The organism is Nocardia sp. NPDC055050 (genome assembly GCF_053608345.1).
In genome coordinates this window covers 222,837-242,420 of sequence record NZ_JBSGVG010000002.1, presented here as the reverse complement: position 1 = coordinate 242,420, position 19,584 = coordinate 222,837, and the positions used below count along the sequence as shown (strand labels likewise).

Sequence of the window (19,584 nt, the reverse complement as noted above, 5' to 3'; positions counted from 1 at the left end):
TGGGTGAATTCCCGTTCTGTGATTCCCATCACTGAACTAACCACGCTCGGCGAGTCGCGGTCTGACCGCAGGTCAAGTTCAACCTCCGGGCGGGAGTGGGCAGCACGGAAGCACGGGACATGATCCTCGCGCGGCGGCCACGGATTTGGTGAAGATCGAGCTGTCCCAGCAAACGACCTCGTGGACTGACTGGCCATGAACCGCCACCGCGAGCGACATCAAATCAACAAGTTGGACCGCGCCGAGTACTTGATGAGCGTCGCCCACTGCTACTGAACGGCCCCGAATGCTTCATCGTCTGCGGCTTCTTCCGACACGCACCGGTCGCGTCTGAGCTCCTCGGCGGCCCGAGATCCGCGCTTGCCCTCTCTCCTGACATTCCGAGTTCATCAAACGTGTGCTGAACTCGGCAGCACGGAAGGGACGTTGGATTGCTTTGGGGCCGTACGGAATCAAGGTGACAAGCCACCCGTTTCGGAGATCGGGTGTGGAATTTCGGCGTATATGTCTGCGGCGCTTCAGCAACCCGTGGAGGCGGGGATGATGGCGATGCCGTTTGTCGAGGAGTGGCCGGACGGCGAGCAGGGCGTTGCCGACAGTGCAGGGGTTGACACCGAACAGTTCGGCCAATGCGGCGCGGGTACAGAGGTTGCGCATGTGCAGGGCAGTCGCCAGACTCGTCGGCGTCGGTGGTTTTTCTGCAGGAAGACACCGCCTCGGCCGCCGGACATGCGGTCGCCGCCGCGACGGGCGTAGCGGTGCCCCTCAACTAGCGCGGCTTGTCGCGGGCAGTCGTTCTATGAGTCGGTGGAGGTCTTCTCGACTCGTCCCGGTGCGAGCCGGGGACGACAACGCTTCCGATCGCGTGGTCCCGGTTCGGGTCCAACCACGGGGGCACCTGTTCTTTCGCCTGTTAGCGCTCGCCACGAAGGTCTCCGGCAGACTGCGTGCGCATCATCTTGAACGCGGTCGCGCTGGCAGCGGGATATCGGACCGCGACGGAGCGGGAGCGGGACTGGATGCACCCCATAGAACCCCACAGTTTTGACCGGATCAACGCGAACTCTTGCGAATTGTCAAGAAGGGTCATTTCACGAAAACGGCTGGTGCTAAGCACTATTGAGCACTGATGGTAGGGTCTGGACAACTGGAACGCGCGCCAGGTGGTCAGAGATCTCAAGGCGGAGTGCAACCCCGGATTTTGCGAATGCCTGCTCCGACCGCGTAGAAATCCGCGTCCCGGGCTGATCGCAGCCGTAGTACGGCCGAGCGACGTGGCGGGCCCGTCGCGAATGACCGGTGCGCAGCAGAACTGACCTCGCGATCTGTACGACGGCCGAACGTGAGCGGTTCCCTCTGCCCGGGTGGCGGCCCGTCAGTCGCGACCCGGGGGCTAGCAGACATCCTGAGCACACCCACGCCGACGAGCTGTAGTGCGGACCGATCAACTTCCAGCGGCGGCTGCCGGTGCACCTGGCGAGGCTGCGCTACACCGCGTTCTCGGCAGGCCGCGAAATTCAAAAACGTGGGGTTTCTGTGGGAATTGGCCGAAAAACGTCAAATCTCCGAAAATGCGAAACCCCCTCCGACCGAGGCCAGAGGGGGTTTTCACTGTCGGGCTGACAGGATTTGAACCTGCGACCACCTGACCCCCAGTCAGGTGCGCTACCAAGCTGCGCCACAGCCCGTTCTTGCCCCCCTTGCCGGGTGCTCGAAAAGATTACCTCTGTGAATGCCGAAACGTTGTGACGCAAACCCAGGTTCCACGCTGATCACTATTCGTAAGCGTTCGACGGAGCGGGCCGAGTGGGCACCAATGTAATACGCGCATCGGTAGCAATACCGACCTGCCCGAGCGTCAAAGGGTTCATGCAGTTCCGCTGCGGGTAGTTGAAGATCGGGTCCAAAGTCGGATCTGTATGACCGACGACTGACTTGTAGTACGGCCCGAACGGCTGCCCACCGGACACGCTCACGCCGAAACAGTCGACCTCCAGAATATAGGTCCCATCGCCTCCACAATGGGCACTCGCTCCACCCCACGATCGGTCCAGTGTGCAGCCCTGCGGCTCCGCCATCGCAGGCCCTGATGAGATCATGGCCGTGGCACTCGCTATCAGCACCGACGTACCGAACACGCGCCACTTCATGTTTGACATTCAGGTCTCTCCAACGATGGACGGGTAAGTGAGTAAGTCGGGTCATCATACGATCGCGGCAACGGCCCCACGGCAAACCGACACGGCACCCGCCACGACCGAGCTGACGAAAGCATCGACTGCCGAACCCACAAACCACCAACACGGCCAGCCGTCTCCACTCCCGGGCCGGCAAGCGTCAGATAGTTGGCTGATCAGGCACGAAATCGACGGCGCCCATTCCGAATCGACGCGCGTGCCGTTCGCGGTAACTCGACCACGCGATCTCGCCCAACAGCTGATACTCATGCTGGCCGCTTGCCGGCCCACCACCTCCAAGGTCCGCGTGCGCTGACGGCACACCGCACCTGCTTGTCACCATAGACAGATGAACGCCCATGGCCTGCGGGCAGTTTGCGGCAACAGCCACGCCCAGGAAACACGGTGCACAGGCGGAGGAGTGACCGCCGCGAGAATGCGCCGAACGGGCGCACGTCACGTCCGAGGGCCACACGAACCGACTCGCGCGCACAAGCCATGAACGCTCTGGCAAGGTCGGGCTCCTGACACGCACAGACCTCTATGGGATCCCTACGAACTCGGCGCGGTTGTGGGCTTCGGCGCAAGACGCCGACACTCTTCGGGATCGACAAAAAGGTGCCCCTACCAGCCGATTAGTACCTTCACCAAGAGGTGAGGTAATCTTTTCGAGCACCCGGAGACGGGGGCAAGAACGGGCTGTGGCGCAGCTTGGTAGCGCACCTGACTGGGGGTCAGGTGGTCGCAGGTTCAAATCCTGTCAGCCCGACAGTGAAAACCCCCTCTGACCTCGGTCGGAGGGGGTTTTCGTGTGTCCCGAGATTTGACGTGGTTTGGCCAAATCCCACAGAAACCCCACGTTTTTAACCTGAACGACCGTCCAGTCGTCTCGCGGGGCCGCTCAATCGGGGTCGCCGGAGAGGCGGTCGATGTGGTCGGTCGACGTGGCTGTCGCGGCTTTTATCCAACGACTGACCGCGCGCCGAGCTTCAGGGGATCGCCTCCTCCGGAGGAGGGAACGGACCACTGGATCGAGGGGAGTTGACACCGCAGCGCGGACCTCTTCGATGTGCGTTACTCGGATTGGGGGAGCACGGTGCATGGCGACCTCTTCAGACCGGCCGGACGATGGAGATGCCGGTCTGCGTCGTCGCACAGGAGATCAATGAACAACCCATTCGAATCAACAAACGGCGGCGCGTGCCAGCTCAGTCTTGAATCCACTCACCGCCGGAGTGCTCGGCGCGCAGATTCGCCCGCAGCTCGGCCTGCTCAGTCTCCCGCTCGGCGGCCAGCGGTGCGATCTGCATCGTGTAGTCGTCCTGGTCCTGCTCCGACCAGCTCATGCGACAATCAAGTGCTACTCCGGCGTGAGCTCTTCCGCCCAGCGGCGACACTCCTCCAACGAGAACCCCGCACGGCGTCCCACAGGGTCAACGCCGTCGCGGTCGCGGGTCAGCCACCAGAACCCTTTCCGGAAGGTCGCGAACATCCCGTTGCCCACGGGGTGCGGGCCAACCGTGGCGGCCCACTGGCGGCACTCGTCTATGGTGGCGGCCAGGTATCGGCCTATCGGTTCCTTACCCTCGCGATCTGAGGTCACCCGCCACCAGCCGTGATACCGGTTCGCCCACATGCCATTTGCGAGGATGACCGGCCCAATTATGTCGACGAGCTCGGCCGAGGCCAAGGCTGCGACAACATCCGCGTCCAGGGCCGCCAACTCCTGTGCTGTGCGATCATCGGTCACATCGACCCGTTCGCCGGTCGCGGAACGATACGACCCGCCGTGACGAGCACTTCCCACGCCGCGGCCTTCCGCGCGCATTGCCACCGTTCACACGTCCGATGGTTTTGCATCACCGTGTGGGCTTGATCGTCTGTCAGCGGTCCGGCTGGTGCGGAGTGATCGAGCACCGGCGAGGGCCTGCCTTGTTGTTCGGCCTCTTGCGCCAGGCGGGCGATGATGTCCCACACCGTCGGCTGTTTCGGCACGGCCGTTGTCTGCCCCCACATGGTGGCCCTCTCTCTCAAGGGTTGGTGTGCCCCCGCCGCCGGGGATGAGGGTCACCCGGCGGCGCGGCTGAATTCAGCGTCCGCTGATCGGCGGGACGACGAAACCTCCTATGTTTCCCACTTTGGGACGTCCTACTGGGTGTACAACGTCCCTATGTCGAATGAGCGGTTGCGCGCCGCGATAGCCGCGCGCGGATGGACACACGCGAGGCTGGCTGAGGCGACGAGTGTGGATCCGAAATCGGTTGAACGCTGGGTGAACCTCGGTCGAGTTCCTCGGCGGCGCACAGCGATCCAGGCCGCCGAGTGTTTGGGCGAGGACGTCCACGCCCTGTGGCCTGCCCTGCGGCAGGCTCGCACGGCGCGTGCTGTGAGCACCGAACTCGTTGCCCTCTACGACCGGAGAGCAGATGTGTCGGCGTCGATGTTCGTCAACCTGCTCGCGCCGGCGCGAGACCACATCGACATCCTGGTCTATGCGGCGGTCTTCCTCCATGAGGCGTATCCGCGGCTCAACGATCTGTTGACCGAGCGCGCCGAAGCGGGTTGCGCGATACGGATTGCGGTAGGTGACGCCGACAGCGTCAACGTCCAACAACGTGGCATGGAAGAGAGATTCGGGCACGGCATCGAATCGCGCTGTCGTCTGGCCTTGATGCATTACCGGGCGTTGGAAGCAACGCCAGGCATCGAGCTGCGGACCCACGCAACGACCCTCTACAACAGCATCTTCCGCGCCGATGACGAAATGTATGTCAATGCCCACGTGTGGGGTGTGAACGCATACGGTGCACCCGTCTGGCATCTGCGCCGTACCGTCGACGGTGGCCTGTTCGACACCTACACCGACAGTTTCAACGCGGTCTGGCAAACCGGCCGACCGGTGGAAGACTGAGCCGATGGCGCGTACCGAATACTATGACGACCCAGCCGCACCGGAGCCGAACAGCCTTGTGGTCGCGGCGTCCGCAGTGGTGTGCGACGACGTCGGCCGCGTCCTGCTGCAACGCCGCACCGACAGCGGTCTGTGGGCGTTGCCCGGTGGCGGCATGGAGATGACCGACAGTCTGCCTGGCTGCGCGGTCCGAGAGGTCAAGGAAGAAACCGGACTCGACATCGAAATCACCGGTCTCGTCGGTACTTACACCGATCCGCGTCACGTGATCGTCTACAGCGACGGTGAGGTCCGGCGCCAGTTCAACGTGTGCTTCCTGGCTCGTATCATCGGCGGTGACCTTGCGATCTCCGATGAGTCCACAGAGCTGCGGTTCGTCGCCCCCTCCGAACTGGACAGCCTCGACATGCACCACACGCAGCGGCTCAGGCTGACCCATTACCTCGCGGGGCGAAGCGCGCCATATCTCGGCTGACGATTCGGCGACAACCGCGCGTGAGTGCGCCAGATGGCCGAGCGCATTGCTCGCGACGGTAGAAGCTGCGCGTGTCAGCTGCCCGACCTCGCCGCCCGTGAAAGGTGGCCGGTGCGCGCGGGTCGGTTCGTGCGGCACTCGGACGTGACACGCGCCCGTTCGGCGCATTTTTCGAGGTGGTCGATCGCTGTGTCCAGTAGCCGATTTCCAACCACTGATAAGTGGGTCTAATCGGCGGCCGGCACGAGTGGTGGGACACCACCGCAACCTGGAAACAATGGGCACTGAGGTCGCCACTCCCTGAGCGACGTCCGCTATGCACGGGTGGCGGTGCGACGGGTCGTGCGCTTGTGGCGAGACGACTGGCTGACGTCCTGGCGCGGCCGATACAGCGGGCGTAGGAAACTTGCCGTTCGTTGTGGGCTCAGCGTTGGTGGGCGCGGAGTGCGGGGGCGACCCAGGTCGTGAGGTAGGCGCGCAGCTGCGAACCTTGCCGCGGCGGCCGACCGGGGTCGATGACGAAGGACTGCACGATCCGCAGCATGTGCTCCACGAGTTCATCGAGACGAGCGTCATCGATCCCCGCGTCGCCCCAATCGACAGCGAAGCGTTCGAGAATGGAGCGGCCGAAGGTTAACGCGGTATCGGAGGTGACACCGGGGGAGAATGCGCCCGCGCGGCCAGGGGTCAACAACAGGCCGAGATACCGGTCGGTGGAGAGGCGTTCGAGGGTGTATGCGATCCCTTCGACCACGGCCTCGGCGGGATCGGTGAGATGGTCCAGATGCTCGGCGAGGACATCGAGAAATCGACCCGTTTCCGTCAGGGCCGTGGCGGTCAGCAAAGCGTCGGCATTGGCGAAATACCGGTACACGGTTTGACGGGTGACGCCGAGGTCGCGGGCGATCTCGGCCATGGTGAAATCCCCGCCGCTGCGTTCGATGGCCACACGGGCGGCGCCGATGATGCGCGCGATGGCTTCGGTGTCATCGGCCGGAGTGGTCCCCGACCAGCCGTGCGTGCGCATCGATTCCTTCCGGGCCGGTGATCGTGTTCTGCCGACCCTATCGTCTGCGCCGAGGTCGACGAGCGTCCCGTTCCGTCGAAATAGACCATACAATTGGCTAGATATGTATGGTCAACTCATGACCGCTCAGATCGAACCCGGCGCCGCCGGGCTGACCGAGGACCTGACCCGCCGCGCCTTGGGGTTGGTGCTCGACCACACCACCGATATGGCGCCCGCTCCGCTGCGAGTGCCGCTGCACTACTACAGCGACCCGAAGATCGCCGAGGTCGAGCAGACCCAGATCTTGCGCCGCACACCGCTGATGATCGTGCCGTCGGCGCGCATCCCCGCACCGAACGACTACGTGGTGCGCACCGTGCTCGAAGATTCACTGTTGGTCACCCGCGACCGTGATGGCACCGCGCATGTGTTCCTGAACTACTGCCGCCACCGCGGCGCGCAACCGGCATGCGGCTCGGGCAACGCCACCCGCTTCACCTGCCCCTATCACGCCTGGACCTACCGCAACACCGGCGAACTGGCCGGGGTGCCCGGCAAAGAGGGCTTCACCGGCATAGACCGCGCCGGCTACGGATTGGTCGAGCTACCCAGTCAAGAACGCCACGGGTTCATCTGGGCAGTGCTCTCTGCCGAGGGCTCGATCGACATCGACGCCCACCTCGGCGCGATGGGACCGGAACTGGCGCAGCTGAACTACGCTTCCTACGGCTACCACGACGAGCGGGAATTCACTTCCGAAGTCAGCTGGAAGGGCGCACTCGAGGCTTTCGCCGAGAGCTACCACTTTCCCTTCGTGCACGGCCAGAGCGTGATCGGCCAGAACACTGTGGCCAACACCTCCACCCACGACGCCTTCGGCTGCCATCACCGTATGGGATTCCCGTTCAACTGGATCACCGCGCTCGAGGCCGATCCGAGCGGATCCTGGGACCCGCTGATGAACATGGGCGTCATCTATTGGATCTACCCGAACCTTGTGCTTGCCAACAGCCCTGTCGGTGTCGAGATCCTCGACATGCTGCCTGCCGGCGCCCCGACCCGCTGTACCGTCCGCCACAGCTGGATGGCCAAGATCCCCGCCACGACCGACGAGCAACGCGCCGTCTACGACGACATCTACGCCCAAGTCCATGCCGCGGTCCGCGACGAGGACTTCGCCATGCTGCCCCAATGCGGCGAAGGAGTTCGCCGAGGCCAGCACGATCACATGATCATCGGCCGCAACGAAATCGGCGTCCAGCACATGATCAGAACCCTCGCCGCCGAACTCGGCATCGCACTGGACTAACGGCGAGACAGGAACACCGATGACCACGCACACCCACCCCGGCCTGTCAGAGGCTCATCCGGGCTCCGCGGCGGTGACCCCGCGCCGGGCGAGGCGCTGGCCGAGGCTGTGCGCGCTGCGGCCTGGCGTGACGGTCGTCGGTGTCGAGCGTGACATGATGCGCCGGGCGGTACTGGCGAGCTCGGGCCGGTCGCGATAGGCCGAAGGTAGGCGGCGATGCCGGGCTCCGCCCTATCGAGGCCCGGGCATGCATGTCGTGGTCGGCTAGCCGAGGCGGCATTCGGCTCGTTTCGAGTTGCCCGGACGGCTGAGGTCTTTCGGGAGTTCGCCGAAGAACTCGGAGTCGACTCGTGGCCGATGTGTCTTGACGGTCAGGACGACTGCATGATGAGTGCCTGCGCTGAGTCGAGAGTCCAACGCGTGCATGCGTATCAGCGACCGGAGCGGCGGTATTGTCGCCGGCATGTGGGGGTGCGTGATCTGCGACAAACACAACGGGACCGGACCACTGGTGAGCCCGGTGATCCACATCGACGACTTCGTGGTGGTGACCCACCGGCCTGCCCATGGCGAGTGGGTCCGGCCGGGCTACCTGTTCGTCGAGCCTCGTCGTCACGTTGCGAGCCTCGATCTGCTGGATGACGCTGAGACGGTCGCGTTCGCTCGCGCTGTCCGCTCGTCGATCGGCGCCCTGCGCCAGGTTCTCGAACCCACCCATGTCTTCACGTTCGTCGCGGGACTGAGCGCGGCCGGTGTTCACCTTCACCAGCACATTTTCACCCGACCTGTCGGTACTGGACGAGATGTACCGTGGCACAACGTCGATTCTCCGGACGCGCCTCAAATCCCTGCCTCCGGACTGGATGCGCTCTGTGCGGAGCTGTCTGCGGCGGTGCGGGGCTAGAGGGGCGTACCCAAGGACGACGCAGCGCCCGCCGGCCCTGTGTATCGCCTTGCGAGCGGCGCGATTCGAAGTGGAGACGCTTACTTCTTAGGCTACCGGCCCCGAGGCTCAGCATGTATCGACCCATCGGGCGTTGGCCCGAGGCGTTCTCCTCCGGCGACGGGTCGATCACCCAGTTGCCGTCGGGCCCGGCTATGGCGGAGCCGACGGGTTTGCTGTGAGCAATGAGTTCAGTGCGGAGCGGGAAGGCGGTGGTGTTCGACCCGCTTGCATCGCTCGAGGTACTGGATGGCCGACTCGTGCAATGTAGGCATGTGCACGAGGCCATGGGTCGTGAGCGAACTCGGCCCGGGTGCGATGCCAGTGCCTTGCGCATAGTTCGTCGAGGCTCATAGATATCGGATTCGGCTGGTACCCGGTGTCGGGTTCGGCGGCGCGAGAGGCGCGAAGCAGTTCCTGCTCTGGTGTCCATCCGCAATGATCGAAAGCCCATGTGCCGTCCGATACATACACGTGGCTCGGGTTGTCAGCGCCGCTCGGCCACAGTCCGACCGGCCGGAACTTGCTGGTATGGATCTCCAGAAATGCGTAGGTGAGGATGTGGCACGCGCCGGCAGCGAAGAATGCCTGATCGTCTCGGTTCCACGACAGGTGTTGATCGGCTCGCTCCAGTGGGCTCCGCCGGAACACCGAGCACGGGACATACACGCCGCCAGTCTATTCCGACGCTGCCAGCCCCTTCTCCGGTTCTCGATTCGAAACGGGTGATGACAACGAGCGTCGTATGTGACCGACGAGAGCTGTCGTCACCGTTCTCCCGTTCGGCAATTACATTGCCGGACAGCGTGCTCGACCTGGAGAAGGACGCCCGGCCGCTGTTCGAGATCGCCAATGGCTGTCACAATCCGTCGCGCCGGTGAGCAGGTCGTCGGCTAGGGCGAGCAGTAGCTCGGCTCGTTGTCGGTGGCAGTCAGCGAGGGTTCGCGACAGTGGGCAGGAGTGCGCCGTCGAGGGCGAGATCCAGCAAACGGTCGGCCTGTCGCCGCGACGTATGCTCGCGAGACCAAGCGAGGGCGTTGATCAGCGCGAACACATCATCCCCGGTCACGTCGGCGCGCAGGGCTCCCGCCAGGCGGGCATTCGCGACCAGACGATCGCCGATCTCGGTCATCCGCAGGCATGCCGCGTGCAACGCCGATGCCGCGTCATCGGCTCCCGCACTGAGAATCTGGGCCAGTCCCTGGTAGGTCGAGGCGTGGTCCAGGACTGCCCGGATCCACGTGACGAGCGCTTCCGCGCTGTTGCCGGCTTGCGTCAGCGCCTCGCCGTGGTCGAACAGGGCGGTGTTGCGCTGGTCCAGCAGTGCGCCGATCAGTGCCCCGCGGTGGGGGAAGTGCGCGTAGAGCGTGCCGATCGATACTCCGGCCCGACGAGCGATTTTGTCCAACGGGGCTTCGGCGCCGAACTCGGCGAAGACTGTGTCGGCCTCGGCGAGCAGCCGATCGTAATTGCGACGCGCGTCGGCCCGGGGTCGGCGACCAGCGGTCGGCGGGGTCTTCGCCACGGCCTTGCTCCTAACTCGAGGTACCCTCGACTTATAGATCGAGGCACCCTCATTTTAACGGGAGACAGTGATGATCCTTGTAACCGGCGCGACGGGCTCCATCGGACGACACCTGGTCCGCCTGCTCCGACAGCGGCAGGCACCGTTCAAGGCGCTGGTCCGAAACCCCGTCCGTGGCCGAGAACTCGGTGGCGAGTACGTGGTCGCCGATTTCGACCGACCGGACTCGCTGCAGGCCGCGATGTCGGGCATTGATCGACTGTTTCTGCTCTCCGCGGGCGCCGAGCCGGCATCGGGGCGTCAGCCGATGGTCGCACAACAGGTCGCCGCGATCGATGCCGCCGCACGTGCGGGGGTCCGCACGGTGGTCAAGGTTTCGGTCCAGGGTGCGAGCCGATCCGGGAAACTCGCCAGCGGTGCGCACTGGTCGATCGAGCAGCACCTCGAAGCTTCCGGGCTCGACTGGTCGATACTTCAACCGAGTGGATTCATGCAGAATTTCCGCACCGGTGCAGGCACTTTCACTGCCGAGGGTGACATCATCGGCGCGTACGGAGATGGGCGGGTGCCCTACATCGATTGCCGCGATATCGCCGCGTGCGCGGCGGCCCTGCTGACCGAATATCGCGATTCGGCACAACGTTTCGTACTGACCGGATCAGAAGCGCTCAGCCATACCGACATCGCCGCCAGGCTATCCGCTGCCTACGGTCGGACTATTTCCTACGTCGATCTGCCACCAGCGCAATTGGCCGCACGACTCACTGCCCAGGGTCTTCCCACGCAATTCGCCGAAGACGTCGCCGAACTCCAGGCCGGAATCGCCGAGGGCACCGCGGCGCACATCACGTCCGCGGTCTCAGACCTCACCGGTCGCGGCCCCAGAACATTCGGCCAGTTTCTCGCCGACCATCAGCCGGCAACCGCCGAGCCTCACTAGCGTTGCGTCGGCGAAGGCTGTGTCGAGCGCCGGGTGTCCTTGATCAACGACGCGCAGCATGCAACGACATGCCATGGTTTCAGTGAGAAGGAGCGATGTGAACGGCGGCTGCCTCTGCGGGAATATCCGGTTCTCCGCGACCGGCGATCCGGACTTTCCTCATCTTTGCTCGTGCGAGCACTGTCAGCGGCTTTCAGGGGCTCCGGTGATGTCGTGGGTGTCCTTCCCGGAGGAAGGATTCGCGTGGACTGGTCAAGGCGGCGAACCGGCCTGGTTCGAGACCTTCCCGCAGATCTGGCGCGGGTTCTGTCCGAAGTGCGGCTCCTCGGTCGCGTCCAAGGGTGATGAAGCGGGCCTGGTGGGGATCACGATCATGGCTTTGGATGATCATGCCCACCTGGTACCGATCAAACAGAGCTTTGCGCACAACGCGGTCCCGTGGATGGCCCCGTTCAGGTGAGGCACTGGCGTTGTGGGACAACCGATCTCGGCTGCCCCACATCCTCGCCGGGTTCGGACTCCTGACCGTGTGACCGCCGCGACGGTACTTCGATCTGTCGAAGGGGACGTACTGCCCGCGGCTGTAGGCTGGTGATCGGCTGTTTCGCATGACTTGCGGACCGGCCCTTGTTGTTTCGGCCGCGGACAGGCGGTCATTGGTGCCCTTGCCGGATACCTGGTGACATCTTCGGGCCGACCCTGGTTCGGCCTGTCCGCCTCGGGAACCGTTGAGCTCGTATGGATCCTCACCCGTGATGCCCCGCGGCCAGAATGCGTGCCGCGGTAGTGATCGACGCACGCGGATCGCAACCTTTGACCACCGTTACTGCTCCTGTCAGGCTACTCGAGTAGACCAGCAGATCCATCAGATTGTGCACGCTGGTCGATATGTATGGTCGCGCCGGGCAGGCCCGGCGCCGCGGCTCGATGAGGAAGACCTGCCGGTGAACAAACTCGTCCCCACTTCGCGACTTCGATCCCGGACGCTGTGGCGGTCCCTGTCTGTGCCGTTGATCGCGTCGGTGCTGCTCACCGCGTGTAGTGCCGGATCGGGCGAGAACACGCAGCCGCCGCGCACCGGCGGCACGCTGAACTTCGCGATCGGGACTGATTCCGGATGCGTCGACCCGCACCAAGCCGGCAGCAGCGACACGATGTATTCGCTGCGGCAGACAGTGGATTCGCTCCTGGACCAGGATTTCTCGACCGGGGAACTGGTTCCGTGGCTGGCGGAGTCCTGGCAGGTCAGCGACGACGCGCGCACCTTCACCTTCCGGCTGCGACCGAACGCGACATTCAGCGACGGCACCCCCGTCGACGCCGCGGCGGTGAAGGCCAGCTTCGACGCGATACCCGGACTCGGTGCTCTCGCGATCCAGGCGACGTCCTATCTCGAAGGCTACGTGGGCACCGCGGTCGTCGACGATCGGACCGCCGCGGTGAGCTTCGCGCAGCCCAATGCGCAATTCCTGCAGGCAACCACGACATCGTCGCTCGGTGTGGTCGCGCCCTCGACCGCGAGCCGGCCCGCGGCCGAGCGATGCAGCGGCGGCGTGATCGGGTCGGGTCCGTTCGTCCTCACCGAATACCTCAGGAACCGGTCGGTCACCCTGACCAAGCGGCAGGGCTACGACTGGGGCTCGGCGCGGTGGACGAAACCGGGCGAGGCATACCTCGACACCTTGGTGTTCCCGGTGATTCCCGAGGCCGGTGTGCGCACCGGCAGCCTGATCTCCGGTCAGGTCGACGCGATCGGGCGCGTTGCCCAGGCCGAGGAGTCGGCGCTGGCCGGGGCCGATGTCACGGTGCAGGCGTACACGATTCCCGGCGTCGGCTACAACCTGGGTTTCAACAACAGCAAGCCGCTGTTCGGCGATGCCCGTGTGCGCCAAGCGATCCAGATCGCCGTCGACCGCAAGCAGATCGTCGAGACGGTGTTCTCCCGTGGTACCAACCCGGCGACGAGTGTGCTGGCGAAGAACACCCCCGGCTACGTCGACCTCGGTGCGGTACTGGCGGTCGACATCGCCCGGGCGAAGCGGCTGTTGGACGAGGCGGGCTGGGTCCCCGGGGGCGGGGGCATCCGGGAGAAGGACGGTGCGCGGCTGAGCCTGAAGACCGTCTGGTTCACCACCGCGGCCACCTTCCAGCCCGCGCTGGAACTGATCCAGCAGCAGCTCAAGGACATCGGTGTCGAACTGGTCCTGCATCAGTTGCAGGTCGCGCAGTTCCCGGAGCTGATCCGCTCCGGTGATTTCGATCTGTTCTGGGGCGGCAACTACAGCCGCGCCGATCCGGATGCCCTGCGCACGCTCTACTCCACCAAACTGCGCAACGCCTACCGCGTCCCGGCGACCGAGCTGGAAGGGTTGCTCGACCAGCAGGCTGCCACGCTGGATCCGGTGGCCCGCCACCGGATCGTCGCGCGAATCCAGGAACTGATCGTCGCCAACGCTTATGTGGTGCCGATCGTCGACCAGCAGTCGGTGCTCGGCGTCCGCACCGCCGTCCACGATCTGCGGTTCGCCGGTGCGGGTGACGTCCACCTGCACGACACGTGGAAGAGCTGAACAGTCATGTGGCAGTTCGTATTCCGTCGAGTCGCACAGGCGGTTGTGGTGCTGTGGGCGGCCTACACCGTGTCGTTCCTGCTCCTGTTCGCTCTGCCGGGAGACTCCGTGGATGCCGTGGCGGGCGCGTCGGGAGCGGCGACGACGGTCGATCCCGCGGAACTGGACCGTCGGCGCGCCGAGTACGGCTTCGACGAGCCGCTGTTCACCCAGTACGCGCATCATCTCGCGGATGCGCTGCGCGGCGACTTCGGCGCGTCCTTCGCCAGCGGTGAGCCGGTGGGCGCGCTCATCGCCGAGGCGCTACCGCAGACTGTGCAGCTGACCGTCCCGGCCCTGGTGCTGGCGATCGTCCTCGGCACGACGGTGGCCACCCTGGCCACCTACCGGGTGAGCCGCTGGCTCCAGCAGTTGCTGCTGTCGCTGCCCTCGCTGGCCATCTCGATCCCGACGTTCTGGATCGGGTTGATGCTGATCCAGGTGCTGTCGTTCCGGGTGCCGGTATTCCCGGCGTTCGGCAACGACGGATGGCGTGGCCTGGTGCTGCCGACGATCACCCTGGCCGTGCCGACCGCGGCTCTGCTGGCACAGGTGCTGGCAAAGAGCCTGTCGAAGACACTCGACGAGCCCTATGTGCAGACCGCCCGGGCCAAGGGCGTGGGTCCGACCAGGATCCGGCTGCGGCACGCGCTGCAGAACGCGTCGTTGCCCGCGCTCACCGTCGTGGGATTGCTCGTCGGCGGCCTGCTGGCCAACGCCGTGCTGATCGAGATCGTGTTCTCCCGCAACGGATTGGGCCGGATCGTCGTCGACGCGGTCACCTTGCAGGACGTTCCGGTGGTGCAGGGTGTCGTCGTCTTCAGCGCAGTGGTCTTCGTCTCGGTGAACCTGCTCGTCGACCTGATCTATCCGCTGCTCGATCCGCGGATCGTCCCGAGCAGAGAGAGGAGTGCGGCGTGACAGCCTCGACGATCATCGCAGTGGTCCCTGCCCCTTCGACTACCGGGCCGCCCACCGAAAAACCCTCCGCTCCGAGCCGATTCGACCTCGCCGGGACCGCGCGGTTCCTGCTCCGCCGGCCGGGCCTGATTCTGTCGATCCTGGTGGTGGGGTCCGTTGTGCTCGCAGCCTTCGTCCCGGAACTGTTCGCCTCTCGCGATCCGCTGCGCGCGACGCCCGCGCAGCGGTTCGCGCCACCGAGCACCCAACACTGGTTCGGCACCGACGAACTGGGCCGCGACCACTACACGCGCGTGATCCACGGCACCGCGCTGTCGTTGCAGGCGACGCTCATCGCGGTGGGGGTGGCCCTGGTCGTCGGCGCGGCGATCGGGTTGCTCGCCGGATTCGTGCGCGGGTGGGTGGAGAGCGTCTCGATGCGGCTCGTCGACGTGGTGCTGTCGATTCCGGCGCTGTTCCTGTCGCTGGCCCTGGTGACCGCGCTCGGGCGCGGGACCGTCGAGATCGCCGTCGCCGTCGGCGTCGCGGGGGTGGCCGGTTTCGCGAGGGTGATGCGGGCCGAGGTGCTGCGGGTCAGCGAGGCCGACTATGTCGATGCCGCGCGCGCGTCCGGAACACGCTGGTATGTGGTGATGGTGCGGCACGTGCTGCCGAACGCGCGCGGCCCGGTACTCGTGCTCGCGACGCTCGAACTGGGCACCGCGGTACTCGCGGTCGCGTCGCTGAGCTTTCTCGGTTTCGGCGCCGCGCCCCCGGCGCCGGAGTGGGGCACCTTGATCGCCGGCGGCCGTAACTACCTGGCCAACGCGTGGTGGCTGTCGACCCTGCCGGGTCTGGTCGTCGTCGCGACCGTGCTGTCGGTCAACCGGATCGCCCACGCGCTCGACGGCGAATGGAGCCGTCGCTCGACACCACACGTACCCGCCGGCGACCGCGCCCCCGCGGCTGTTTCCACCACCGAGACCGAGGAGAAGCACCAGTGACGACGACGAACAGCCAGCAGAATCCGGCAGTCGCGACCGGGAACGGGGATTCGCCCGGGTTCGCGGCGCTCACCGAACCTCTGCCGGGCCTGCGCGAGTTCCTCATCCACAAGCGTGCGGCGCTGCTGGCGCTGGAGGCGAAAGCCGAACAGACACCGCCGGTCGAGCCGATCGTGATCCGTGCCCACACCGTCGCGGAGGGGCGCAGTGGCGTGCGCCGCATCAGGATTCGCGATCACCAGATCATCAGCGACTCACCGCCCGAGTTCGCCGGGTACGACCTGGGTCCGGGATCGCCCGAGATCCAGCTGGGGGTGCTGTCGAGCTGCCTGACCCATATCTTCGAGATCACCGCCGCGCGCCACGAGATCGTGCTCGACGAACTGCGGGTCGAGGTGACGGCCGAGATCGAACCACGCCGAGGCACACCGGGTTTCGAGAACGCGCCGGTCGAGCCGCACAACATCGGCTACCAGGTGTTCGTCACCTCCCCTGAGCCCGCCGACCGGATCGACGAACTGTTCCGGATCGTGGAGTCGCAGTGCCCCATCCTGGCGTTGCTGACCAATCCGCAGACGATCACCGGTTCGCTGACACTCACCCCGACGCCATCGGATGCGCGATGACCTCGACTGCGCAGCGCCTCGAGCGGCTGGAAGCGGAGGGGGAGATCAACCGCACCTTTTTCCGGTTCTTCGAACTCGTCGACAGCCGCAGCTACGAACTCATCGCACCCGAATGCCTGGCGCCCGACGCGCAGATCGAATATCGGCTCCCGGCGCCACACAGCTTCAGCGGCCGCGACGAGTTCACCCGGTACATGGTCGACAGGGTCGCGCCGCGCTCGCAGCGAGTGGCGCACGTCCTCGGCCAGACCGTCGTGGAATGGCGCGGTGATACCCCGCGGCTCAAAGCCCGTGCGACGGTGTGGCACTGGTATCAGCAGTATGCCGACCGTGGTGATCTGCGCCCGGCCGACTGGACCACGATCGGTCAGGTCGAGGACGATTTCGCGTTCGTCGACGGGAGATGGCTCATCGCACGACGGCTCGTCACGCCGGTCGCGGGATTGGTGGCCGCCGGATCACCACCGCCGAGCCTGCCCGAACCCGTCGCCGTGCGGTCAGCTCACGCGCCCACGCTGCCAGGATCGGCCGGGGGAGCGTAGGCGCGAAGGAAGGTATCGACGGCGCCCTCGGCGACGAAGCGAATGTCGGCCGCGGGCACGTCGCGCGTTCCCATGCGGGAGCGTGCCTCGGCGGGGGCGCTGAGCATGGCCAGCAGCTGTTCGGCCGCTTGATCGGGGTCGCACGGACGCAGCTGACCCGACAGCACCAGCCGTGCCAGCCGGTCGGCCAGGGCGGGGCCGAGTCGATCGGAGGTTCGGTTCTGCACGACCTCGATCAGATGCGGAAAGCGAGCGACCTGGGCGTAGGTCAGCCATCGCAGGGCGCGCGAACGATGCTCGCAGTTCACCTCGAGGATCTCGCGCGTCACTTCGTGCAGGCTCGCCCGGAGATCGGCCACCGGCGTGCGTAAGCGCTCTATCGCGGCGAGGTTGTCGGCCAGGACGGATTCGGCCGTCGCCGCCATCGCCTCGTCGAACACGCGCTGCTTGTCCTCGAAGTGGTTGTACACCGTCTGCTTCGAGACCCCGGCCTCGTCCGCGATGTCCTGCACGCTCGACTGGTCGTACCCCTGGCAGGAGAACACCGAGAACGCCGCCTCCAGAATCGCACGCCGTTTGTCGATACGTCCACGTGCCGCCGGCAGATCCACCACGCCTCTAGTTTACCGATAGGTGCCTCATACCAGACCGGTGAGTCCAGTTCGGCGTACCAGGTGTGGCCCGTGCTTCGACTCGGTGGCAACCGATGTCGACTACCGCTGTGCGTCGAGTGTCGATATCGGAGGAAGCGCCGGCCTCTTGACTTTCCTGGTGGGAAAGTAGATCCTTGACTTTCCAGCTAGGAAAGTGAGACCACCATGGAGAACATCGCTCCGGACCAGGCACGAGCCGCGCTGGCGGCGGTCGACAACGCGCGCCGTCGAGTGGCCGAGGAGGTCGGGCTGCCACGCGGGTACTGGTGGGCAATGGCCGCCGGGTGGGTCGTGCTCGGTGTGATCGGTGACCTCGGGCCATCATGGCTGATCATCGCCGCGACGCTGATCTTCGGTGCTGGGCACTCGTTCGTCGCCTCGCGGTTGCTCGGCGGGCGTCGGCGGACCGACCAGGTGTACGTGAGCGCGGCCGTGGCCGGACGCCGCACCCCGATCGTGATTGTGGGCATGCTGTTCGCGCTCGTCGGCCTCACCATCGGCGTGGCGATGGCCCTGAACGCGGACGGTGACCGTAACCCCGGAATCTGGGCCGGAGTGCTGGTTGCCGCGATCATCGGCTTCGGTGGTCCGGAAATCCTTCGCGTCCTGCGGCATTGGTTCCGCGCGTGACGCAGGCCCGCTTTGACGAACTCATCCATCCCAGCACCAGGCTCTCGCTGGTCGCGACGCTCGCAGCCGCCGACTGGGCGGAGTTCGCCTTCCTCAAAGATCGCCTGGGGCTGTCGGATTCGGCCCTGTCCAAGCAGCTCGCGACCCTCGAGTCGGCCGGTTATGTCACCACCGAACGCCGCCTGGACGGCAGCCGCCGCAAAGTCCGCGCGCACCTGACCGAGCGTGGACGGGACGCCTTCGCCGGCCATATCGCCGCCCTGCAGGAAATCGTCGCCGCCGCGACACCGGCCACACCGTCCTGATTCGACGGACCTGACCTCGCCGACTTCAGGTCCTCGTGTTCTGGCACTGCCTCGTCGAGGCCAGTCTTCACGCTGCTGTTCGCGCTGGTTCCGGTATCGAGCCCTCCATCGAAACGGCCTTTGGCTTCGCAGGTCGCGGCCCGATGCGACCCGCCGCGACGAGCACTTCCCACGCACATTCGTTGTGGTCACCGATCATCAGGCCGGTGAGCGCAAACGACCTTTTGCACACCTTTGCGCAGGTGTGGGATGGTGGTGGGTGAAAGGACGGATGTGACTGCGACGACGCACTCGACCACCGTCGGCCTCGGGCCGCGCGCACTGGCCAACCGGCGACGCATCGTCGCTGTGGCCGGGGACGAGTTGCTGCGAAATCCCCTGGCGAGTATGGAAGACATCGCCGTTGCCGCGGGGATGGTCCGTCGCACCCTCTACGGTCATTTTCCCACCAGGGAAGCGCTGATCGACGGCATGCTCGACGAGGCCTTCGAACAGGTCGGTCGCGCACTCGACGGTATCGACACCGCGCAACCGCCCGCCCGGGCGACCGCGGATATGACGGTCGCGCTGTGGGCGGTCGGCGACGAGTTCCAGTTGCTGCTGCGCTTGGACGAAGCCGGGTCGAGGGCCCGGATGGCCGACCGGCTCGCGCCCGTCCGCGCCCGGCTGATCACGTTGATAGCGGCTGGTCAAGCTGACGGAACCTTCGCTGGTCATCTTCCGCCCGCGGCGCTGGCCAGGGTGCTCACGGCGCTGGTGCTCGAACTGCTGAACGCGCACAGCGATGGTGAATGGGTCGGTGCCGAAGCCGCGCGTGACGCTGCCGTGGCTTGCCTGATCGCGGTCGGCGTCGACCGTTCCGGTGCCGCGGAGATCGCCCGGTCCGCCGCTGAGGCCGCGCAGCACTGATCGCAGGTGTGCTCGTCGGCCGATCGCTCGTCGAAACATCCTGTCCCCGAACGGATCCAAGGTGTGCTCTCCGGCACGAAACCGGGTGGGTGTGAGTCCCTTCACGAGTTCTTGCAC

General features: G+C 65.6%; 20 protein-coding genes, 2 tRNA genes and 1 pseudogene. 16 read left to right on the top strand and 7 right to left on the bottom strand.

Features of this window, described 5'->3' with window-relative positions:
- Positions 1-555: 555 nt before the first annotated feature.
- A pseudogene (locus ACWGCN_RS03690) lies at positions 556-858 on the bottom strand (ISAzo13 family transposase); the annotation flags it as partial.
- Positions 859-1,614: 756 nt separating this feature from the next.
- Positions 1,615-1,688 (bottom strand) — tRNA-Pro (locus ACWGCN_RS03685).
- Positions 1,689-2,872: 1,184 nt separating this feature from the next.
- On the opposite strand from ACWGCN_RS03685, the gene ACWGCN_RS03680 reads away from it, so the two are divergent.
- Positions 2,873-2,946 (top strand) — tRNA-Pro (locus tag ACWGCN_RS03680).
- Between the two features lie 439 nt (positions 2,947-3,385).
- Here the strand turns inward: ACWGCN_RS03680 and ACWGCN_RS03675 are convergent.
- Together ACWGCN_RS03675 and ACWGCN_RS03670 are read right to left on the bottom strand one after the other, a co-directional pair.
- Positions 3,386-3,523, bottom strand: a complete 138-nt coding sequence (locus ACWGCN_RS03675) for a hypothetical protein (protein ID WP_452457407.1) — start codon at positions 3,521-3,523, stop codon at positions 3,386-3,388.
- 14 nt (positions 3,524-3,537) lie between these two features.
- Positions 3,538-3,927 carry a hypothetical protein gene (locus ACWGCN_RS03670; RefSeq protein WP_449971197.1) on the bottom strand — a complete coding sequence of 130 codons (390 nt, stop codon included), beginning with the start codon at positions 3,925-3,927 and terminating at the stop codon, positions 3,538-3,540.
- A gap of 495 nt (positions 3,928-4,422) precedes the next feature.
- Here ACWGCN_RS03670 and ACWGCN_RS03665 point away from each other — a divergent pair, with 495 nt between their 5' ends.
- Together ACWGCN_RS03665 and ACWGCN_RS03660 are read left to right on the top strand one after the other, a co-directional pair.
- Positions 4,423-5,088, top strand: coding sequence for an XRE family transcriptional regulator (locus ACWGCN_RS03665; protein ID WP_452457406.1), 666 nt, complete (start codon positions 4,423-4,425; stop codon positions 5,086-5,088).
- A gap of 4 nt (positions 5,089-5,092) precedes the next feature.
- Positions 5,093-5,563 (top strand): NUDIX hydrolase, encoded by a 471-nt coding sequence (locus tag ACWGCN_RS03660; protein ID WP_379316710.1) that lies wholly within the window; start codon positions 5,093-5,095, stop codon positions 5,561-5,563.
- A 424-nt stretch (positions 5,564-5,987) separates the two neighbouring features.
- Here ACWGCN_RS03660 and ACWGCN_RS03655 read toward each other — a convergent pair whose 3' ends face one another.
- A complete protein-coding gene (locus ACWGCN_RS03655; RefSeq protein WP_452457405.1) occupies positions 5,988-6,590 on the bottom strand; it encodes a TetR/AcrR family transcriptional regulator in 603 nt (200 codons plus the stop codon).
- A gap of 118 nt (positions 6,591-6,708) precedes the next feature.
- Between ACWGCN_RS03655 and ACWGCN_RS03650 the strand changes: the two genes are divergently transcribed.
- The 3 genes from ACWGCN_RS03650 to ACWGCN_RS03640 all read left to right on the top strand — a co-directional run bounded on the left by ACWGCN_RS03650 (position 6,709) and on the right by ACWGCN_RS03640 (position 8,785).
- A complete protein-coding gene (locus ACWGCN_RS03650) occupies positions 6,709-7,881 on the top strand; it encodes an aromatic ring-hydroxylating oxygenase subunit alpha (RefSeq protein ID WP_452457404.1) in 1,173 nt (390 codons plus the stop codon).
- A gap of 19 nt (positions 7,882-7,900) precedes the next feature.
- Positions 7,901-8,080, top strand: coding sequence for a hypothetical protein (locus tag ACWGCN_RS03645; protein WP_452457403.1), 180 nt, complete (start codon positions 7,901-7,903; stop codon positions 8,078-8,080).
- Positions 8,081-8,305: 225 nt separating this feature from the next.
- Positions 8,306-8,785 carry an HIT family protein gene (locus tag ACWGCN_RS03640; RefSeq protein ID WP_452457402.1) on the top strand — a complete coding sequence of 160 codons (480 nt, stop codon included), beginning with the start codon at positions 8,306-8,308 and terminating at the stop codon, positions 8,783-8,785.
- A 970-nt stretch (positions 8,786-9,755) separates the two neighbouring features.
- Here ACWGCN_RS03640 and ACWGCN_RS03635 read toward each other — a convergent pair.
- The gene (locus tag ACWGCN_RS03635; protein ID WP_378992767.1) at positions 9,756-10,349 is read right to left on the bottom strand and encodes a TetR/AcrR family transcriptional regulator; all 594 of its coding nucleotides are present in this window, start codon (positions 10,347-10,349) and stop codon (positions 9,756-9,758) included.
- Positions 10,350-10,419: 70 nt separating this feature from the next.
- Between ACWGCN_RS03635 and ACWGCN_RS03630 the strand changes: the two genes are divergently transcribed.
- From ACWGCN_RS03630 to ACWGCN_RS03600, 7 genes are all read left to right on the top strand, one after another.
- Positions 10,420-11,289 carry an SDR family oxidoreductase gene (locus tag ACWGCN_RS03630; RefSeq protein ID WP_452457401.1) on the top strand — a complete coding sequence of 290 codons (870 nt, stop codon included), beginning with the start codon at positions 10,420-10,422 and terminating at the stop codon, positions 11,287-11,289.
- Positions 11,290-11,347: 58 nt separating this feature from the next.
- A complete protein-coding gene (locus ACWGCN_RS03625; RefSeq protein WP_452457400.1) occupies positions 11,348-11,749 on the top strand; it encodes a GFA family protein in 402 nt (133 codons plus the stop codon).
- Positions 11,750-12,233: 484 nt separating this feature from the next.
- Positions 12,234-13,859 (top strand): ABC transporter substrate-binding protein, encoded by a 1,626-nt coding sequence (locus tag ACWGCN_RS03620; protein WP_452457399.1) that lies wholly within the window; start codon positions 12,234-12,236, stop codon positions 13,857-13,859.
- A gap of 6 nt (positions 13,860-13,865) precedes the next feature.
- Positions 13,866-14,819 (top strand): ABC transporter permease, encoded by a 954-nt coding sequence (locus ACWGCN_RS03615; protein ID WP_387446601.1) that lies wholly within the window; start codon positions 13,866-13,868, stop codon positions 14,817-14,819.
- Positions 14,816-15,802, top strand: a complete 987-nt coding sequence (locus tag ACWGCN_RS03610; RefSeq protein WP_452457398.1) for an ABC transporter permease — start codon at positions 14,816-14,818, stop codon at positions 15,800-15,802. Before ACWGCN_RS03615 ends, ACWGCN_RS03610 begins: the two co-directional genes overlap by 4 nt.
- Complete coding sequence (locus ACWGCN_RS03605; RefSeq protein ID WP_452457397.1) at positions 15,799-16,428, top strand: OsmC family protein; 630 nt, start codon at positions 15,799-15,801, stop codon at positions 16,426-16,428. The genes ACWGCN_RS03610 and ACWGCN_RS03605 overlap by 4 nt, the downstream gene beginning before the upstream one ends.
- Positions 16,425-16,970: a nuclear transport factor 2 family protein gene (locus tag ACWGCN_RS03600; RefSeq protein WP_379311987.1), complete on the top strand. Its 546-nt coding sequence runs from the start codon at positions 16,425-16,427 to the stop codon at positions 16,968-16,970. The genes ACWGCN_RS03605 and ACWGCN_RS03600 overlap by 4 nt, the downstream gene beginning before the upstream one ends.
- Here ACWGCN_RS03600 and ACWGCN_RS03595 read toward each other — a convergent pair.
- Positions 16,931-17,584, bottom strand: a complete 654-nt coding sequence (locus ACWGCN_RS03595; RefSeq protein WP_378992779.1) for a TetR/AcrR family transcriptional regulator — start codon at positions 17,582-17,584, stop codon at positions 16,931-16,933. The two genes, ACWGCN_RS03600 and ACWGCN_RS03595, sit on opposite strands and share 40 nt — an antisense overlap.
- A 204-nt stretch (positions 17,585-17,788) precedes the next feature.
- On the opposite strand from ACWGCN_RS03595, the gene ACWGCN_RS03590 reads away from it, so the two are divergent.
- The 3 genes from ACWGCN_RS03590 to ACWGCN_RS03580 all read left to right on the top strand — a co-directional run bounded on the left by ACWGCN_RS03590 (position 17,789) and on the right by ACWGCN_RS03580 (position 19,467).
- The gene (locus ACWGCN_RS03590; protein WP_452457396.1) at positions 17,789-18,253 is read left to right on the top strand and encodes a hypothetical protein; all 465 of its coding nucleotides are present in this window, start codon (positions 17,789-17,791) and stop codon (positions 18,251-18,253) included.
- Positions 18,250-18,558, top strand: coding sequence for a transcriptional regulator (locus ACWGCN_RS03585; RefSeq protein ID WP_378992783.1), 309 nt, complete (start codon positions 18,250-18,252; stop codon positions 18,556-18,558). The genes ACWGCN_RS03590 and ACWGCN_RS03585 overlap by 4 nt, the downstream gene beginning before the upstream one ends.
- A gap of 273 nt (positions 18,559-18,831) precedes the next feature.
- A complete protein-coding gene (locus ACWGCN_RS03580; protein ID WP_378992787.1) occupies positions 18,832-19,467 on the top strand; it encodes a TetR/AcrR family transcriptional regulator in 636 nt (211 codons plus the stop codon).
- The last annotated feature ends 117 nt before the right edge of the window (positions 19,468-19,584 follow it).

Excerpts from the sequence above, each read along its gene's own strand:
- ACWGCN_RS03660 (WP_379316710.1), top strand. The coding sequence starts at position 5,093 with ATGGCGCGTACCGAATACTATGACGACCCAGCCGCACCGGAGCCGAAC.
- ACWGCN_RS03625 (WP_452457400.1), top strand. The coding sequence starts at position 11,348 with ATGCAACGACATGCCATGGTTTCAGTGAGAAGGAGCGATGTGAACGGC.
- ACWGCN_RS03650 (WP_452457404.1), top strand. The coding sequence starts at position 6,709 with ATGACCGCTCAGATCGAACCCGGCGCCGCCGGGCTGACCGAGGACCTG.
- ACWGCN_RS03645 (WP_452457403.1), top strand. The coding sequence starts at position 7,901 with ATGACCACGCACACCCACCCCGGCCTGTCAGAGGCTCATCCGGGCTCC.
- ACWGCN_RS03640 (WP_452457402.1), top strand. The coding sequence starts at position 8,306 with ATGCGTATCAGCGACCGGAGCGGCGGTATTGTCGCCGGCATGTGGGGG.
- ACWGCN_RS03590 (WP_452457396.1), top strand. The coding sequence starts at position 17,789 with ATGGAGAACATCGCTCCGGACCAGGCACGAGCCGCGCTGGCGGCGGTC.
- ACWGCN_RS03615 (WP_387446601.1), top strand. The coding sequence starts at position 13,866 with ATGTGGCAGTTCGTATTCCGTCGAGTCGCACAGGCGGTTGTGGTGCTG.
- ACWGCN_RS03600 (WP_379311987.1), top strand. The coding sequence starts at position 16,425 with ATGACCTCGACTGCGCAGCGCCTCGAGCGGCTGGAAGCGGAGGGGGAG.
- ACWGCN_RS03630 (WP_452457401.1), top strand. The coding sequence starts at position 10,420 with ATGATCCTTGTAACCGGCGCGACGGGCTCCATCGGACGACACCTGGTC.
- ACWGCN_RS03655 (WP_452457405.1), bottom strand. The coding sequence starts at position 6,590 with ATGCGCACGCACGGCTGGTCGGGGACCACTCCGGCCGATGACACCGAA.
- ACWGCN_RS03675 (WP_452457407.1), bottom strand. The coding sequence starts at position 3,523 with ATGAGCTGGTCGGAGCAGGACCAGGACGACTACACGATGCAGATCGCA.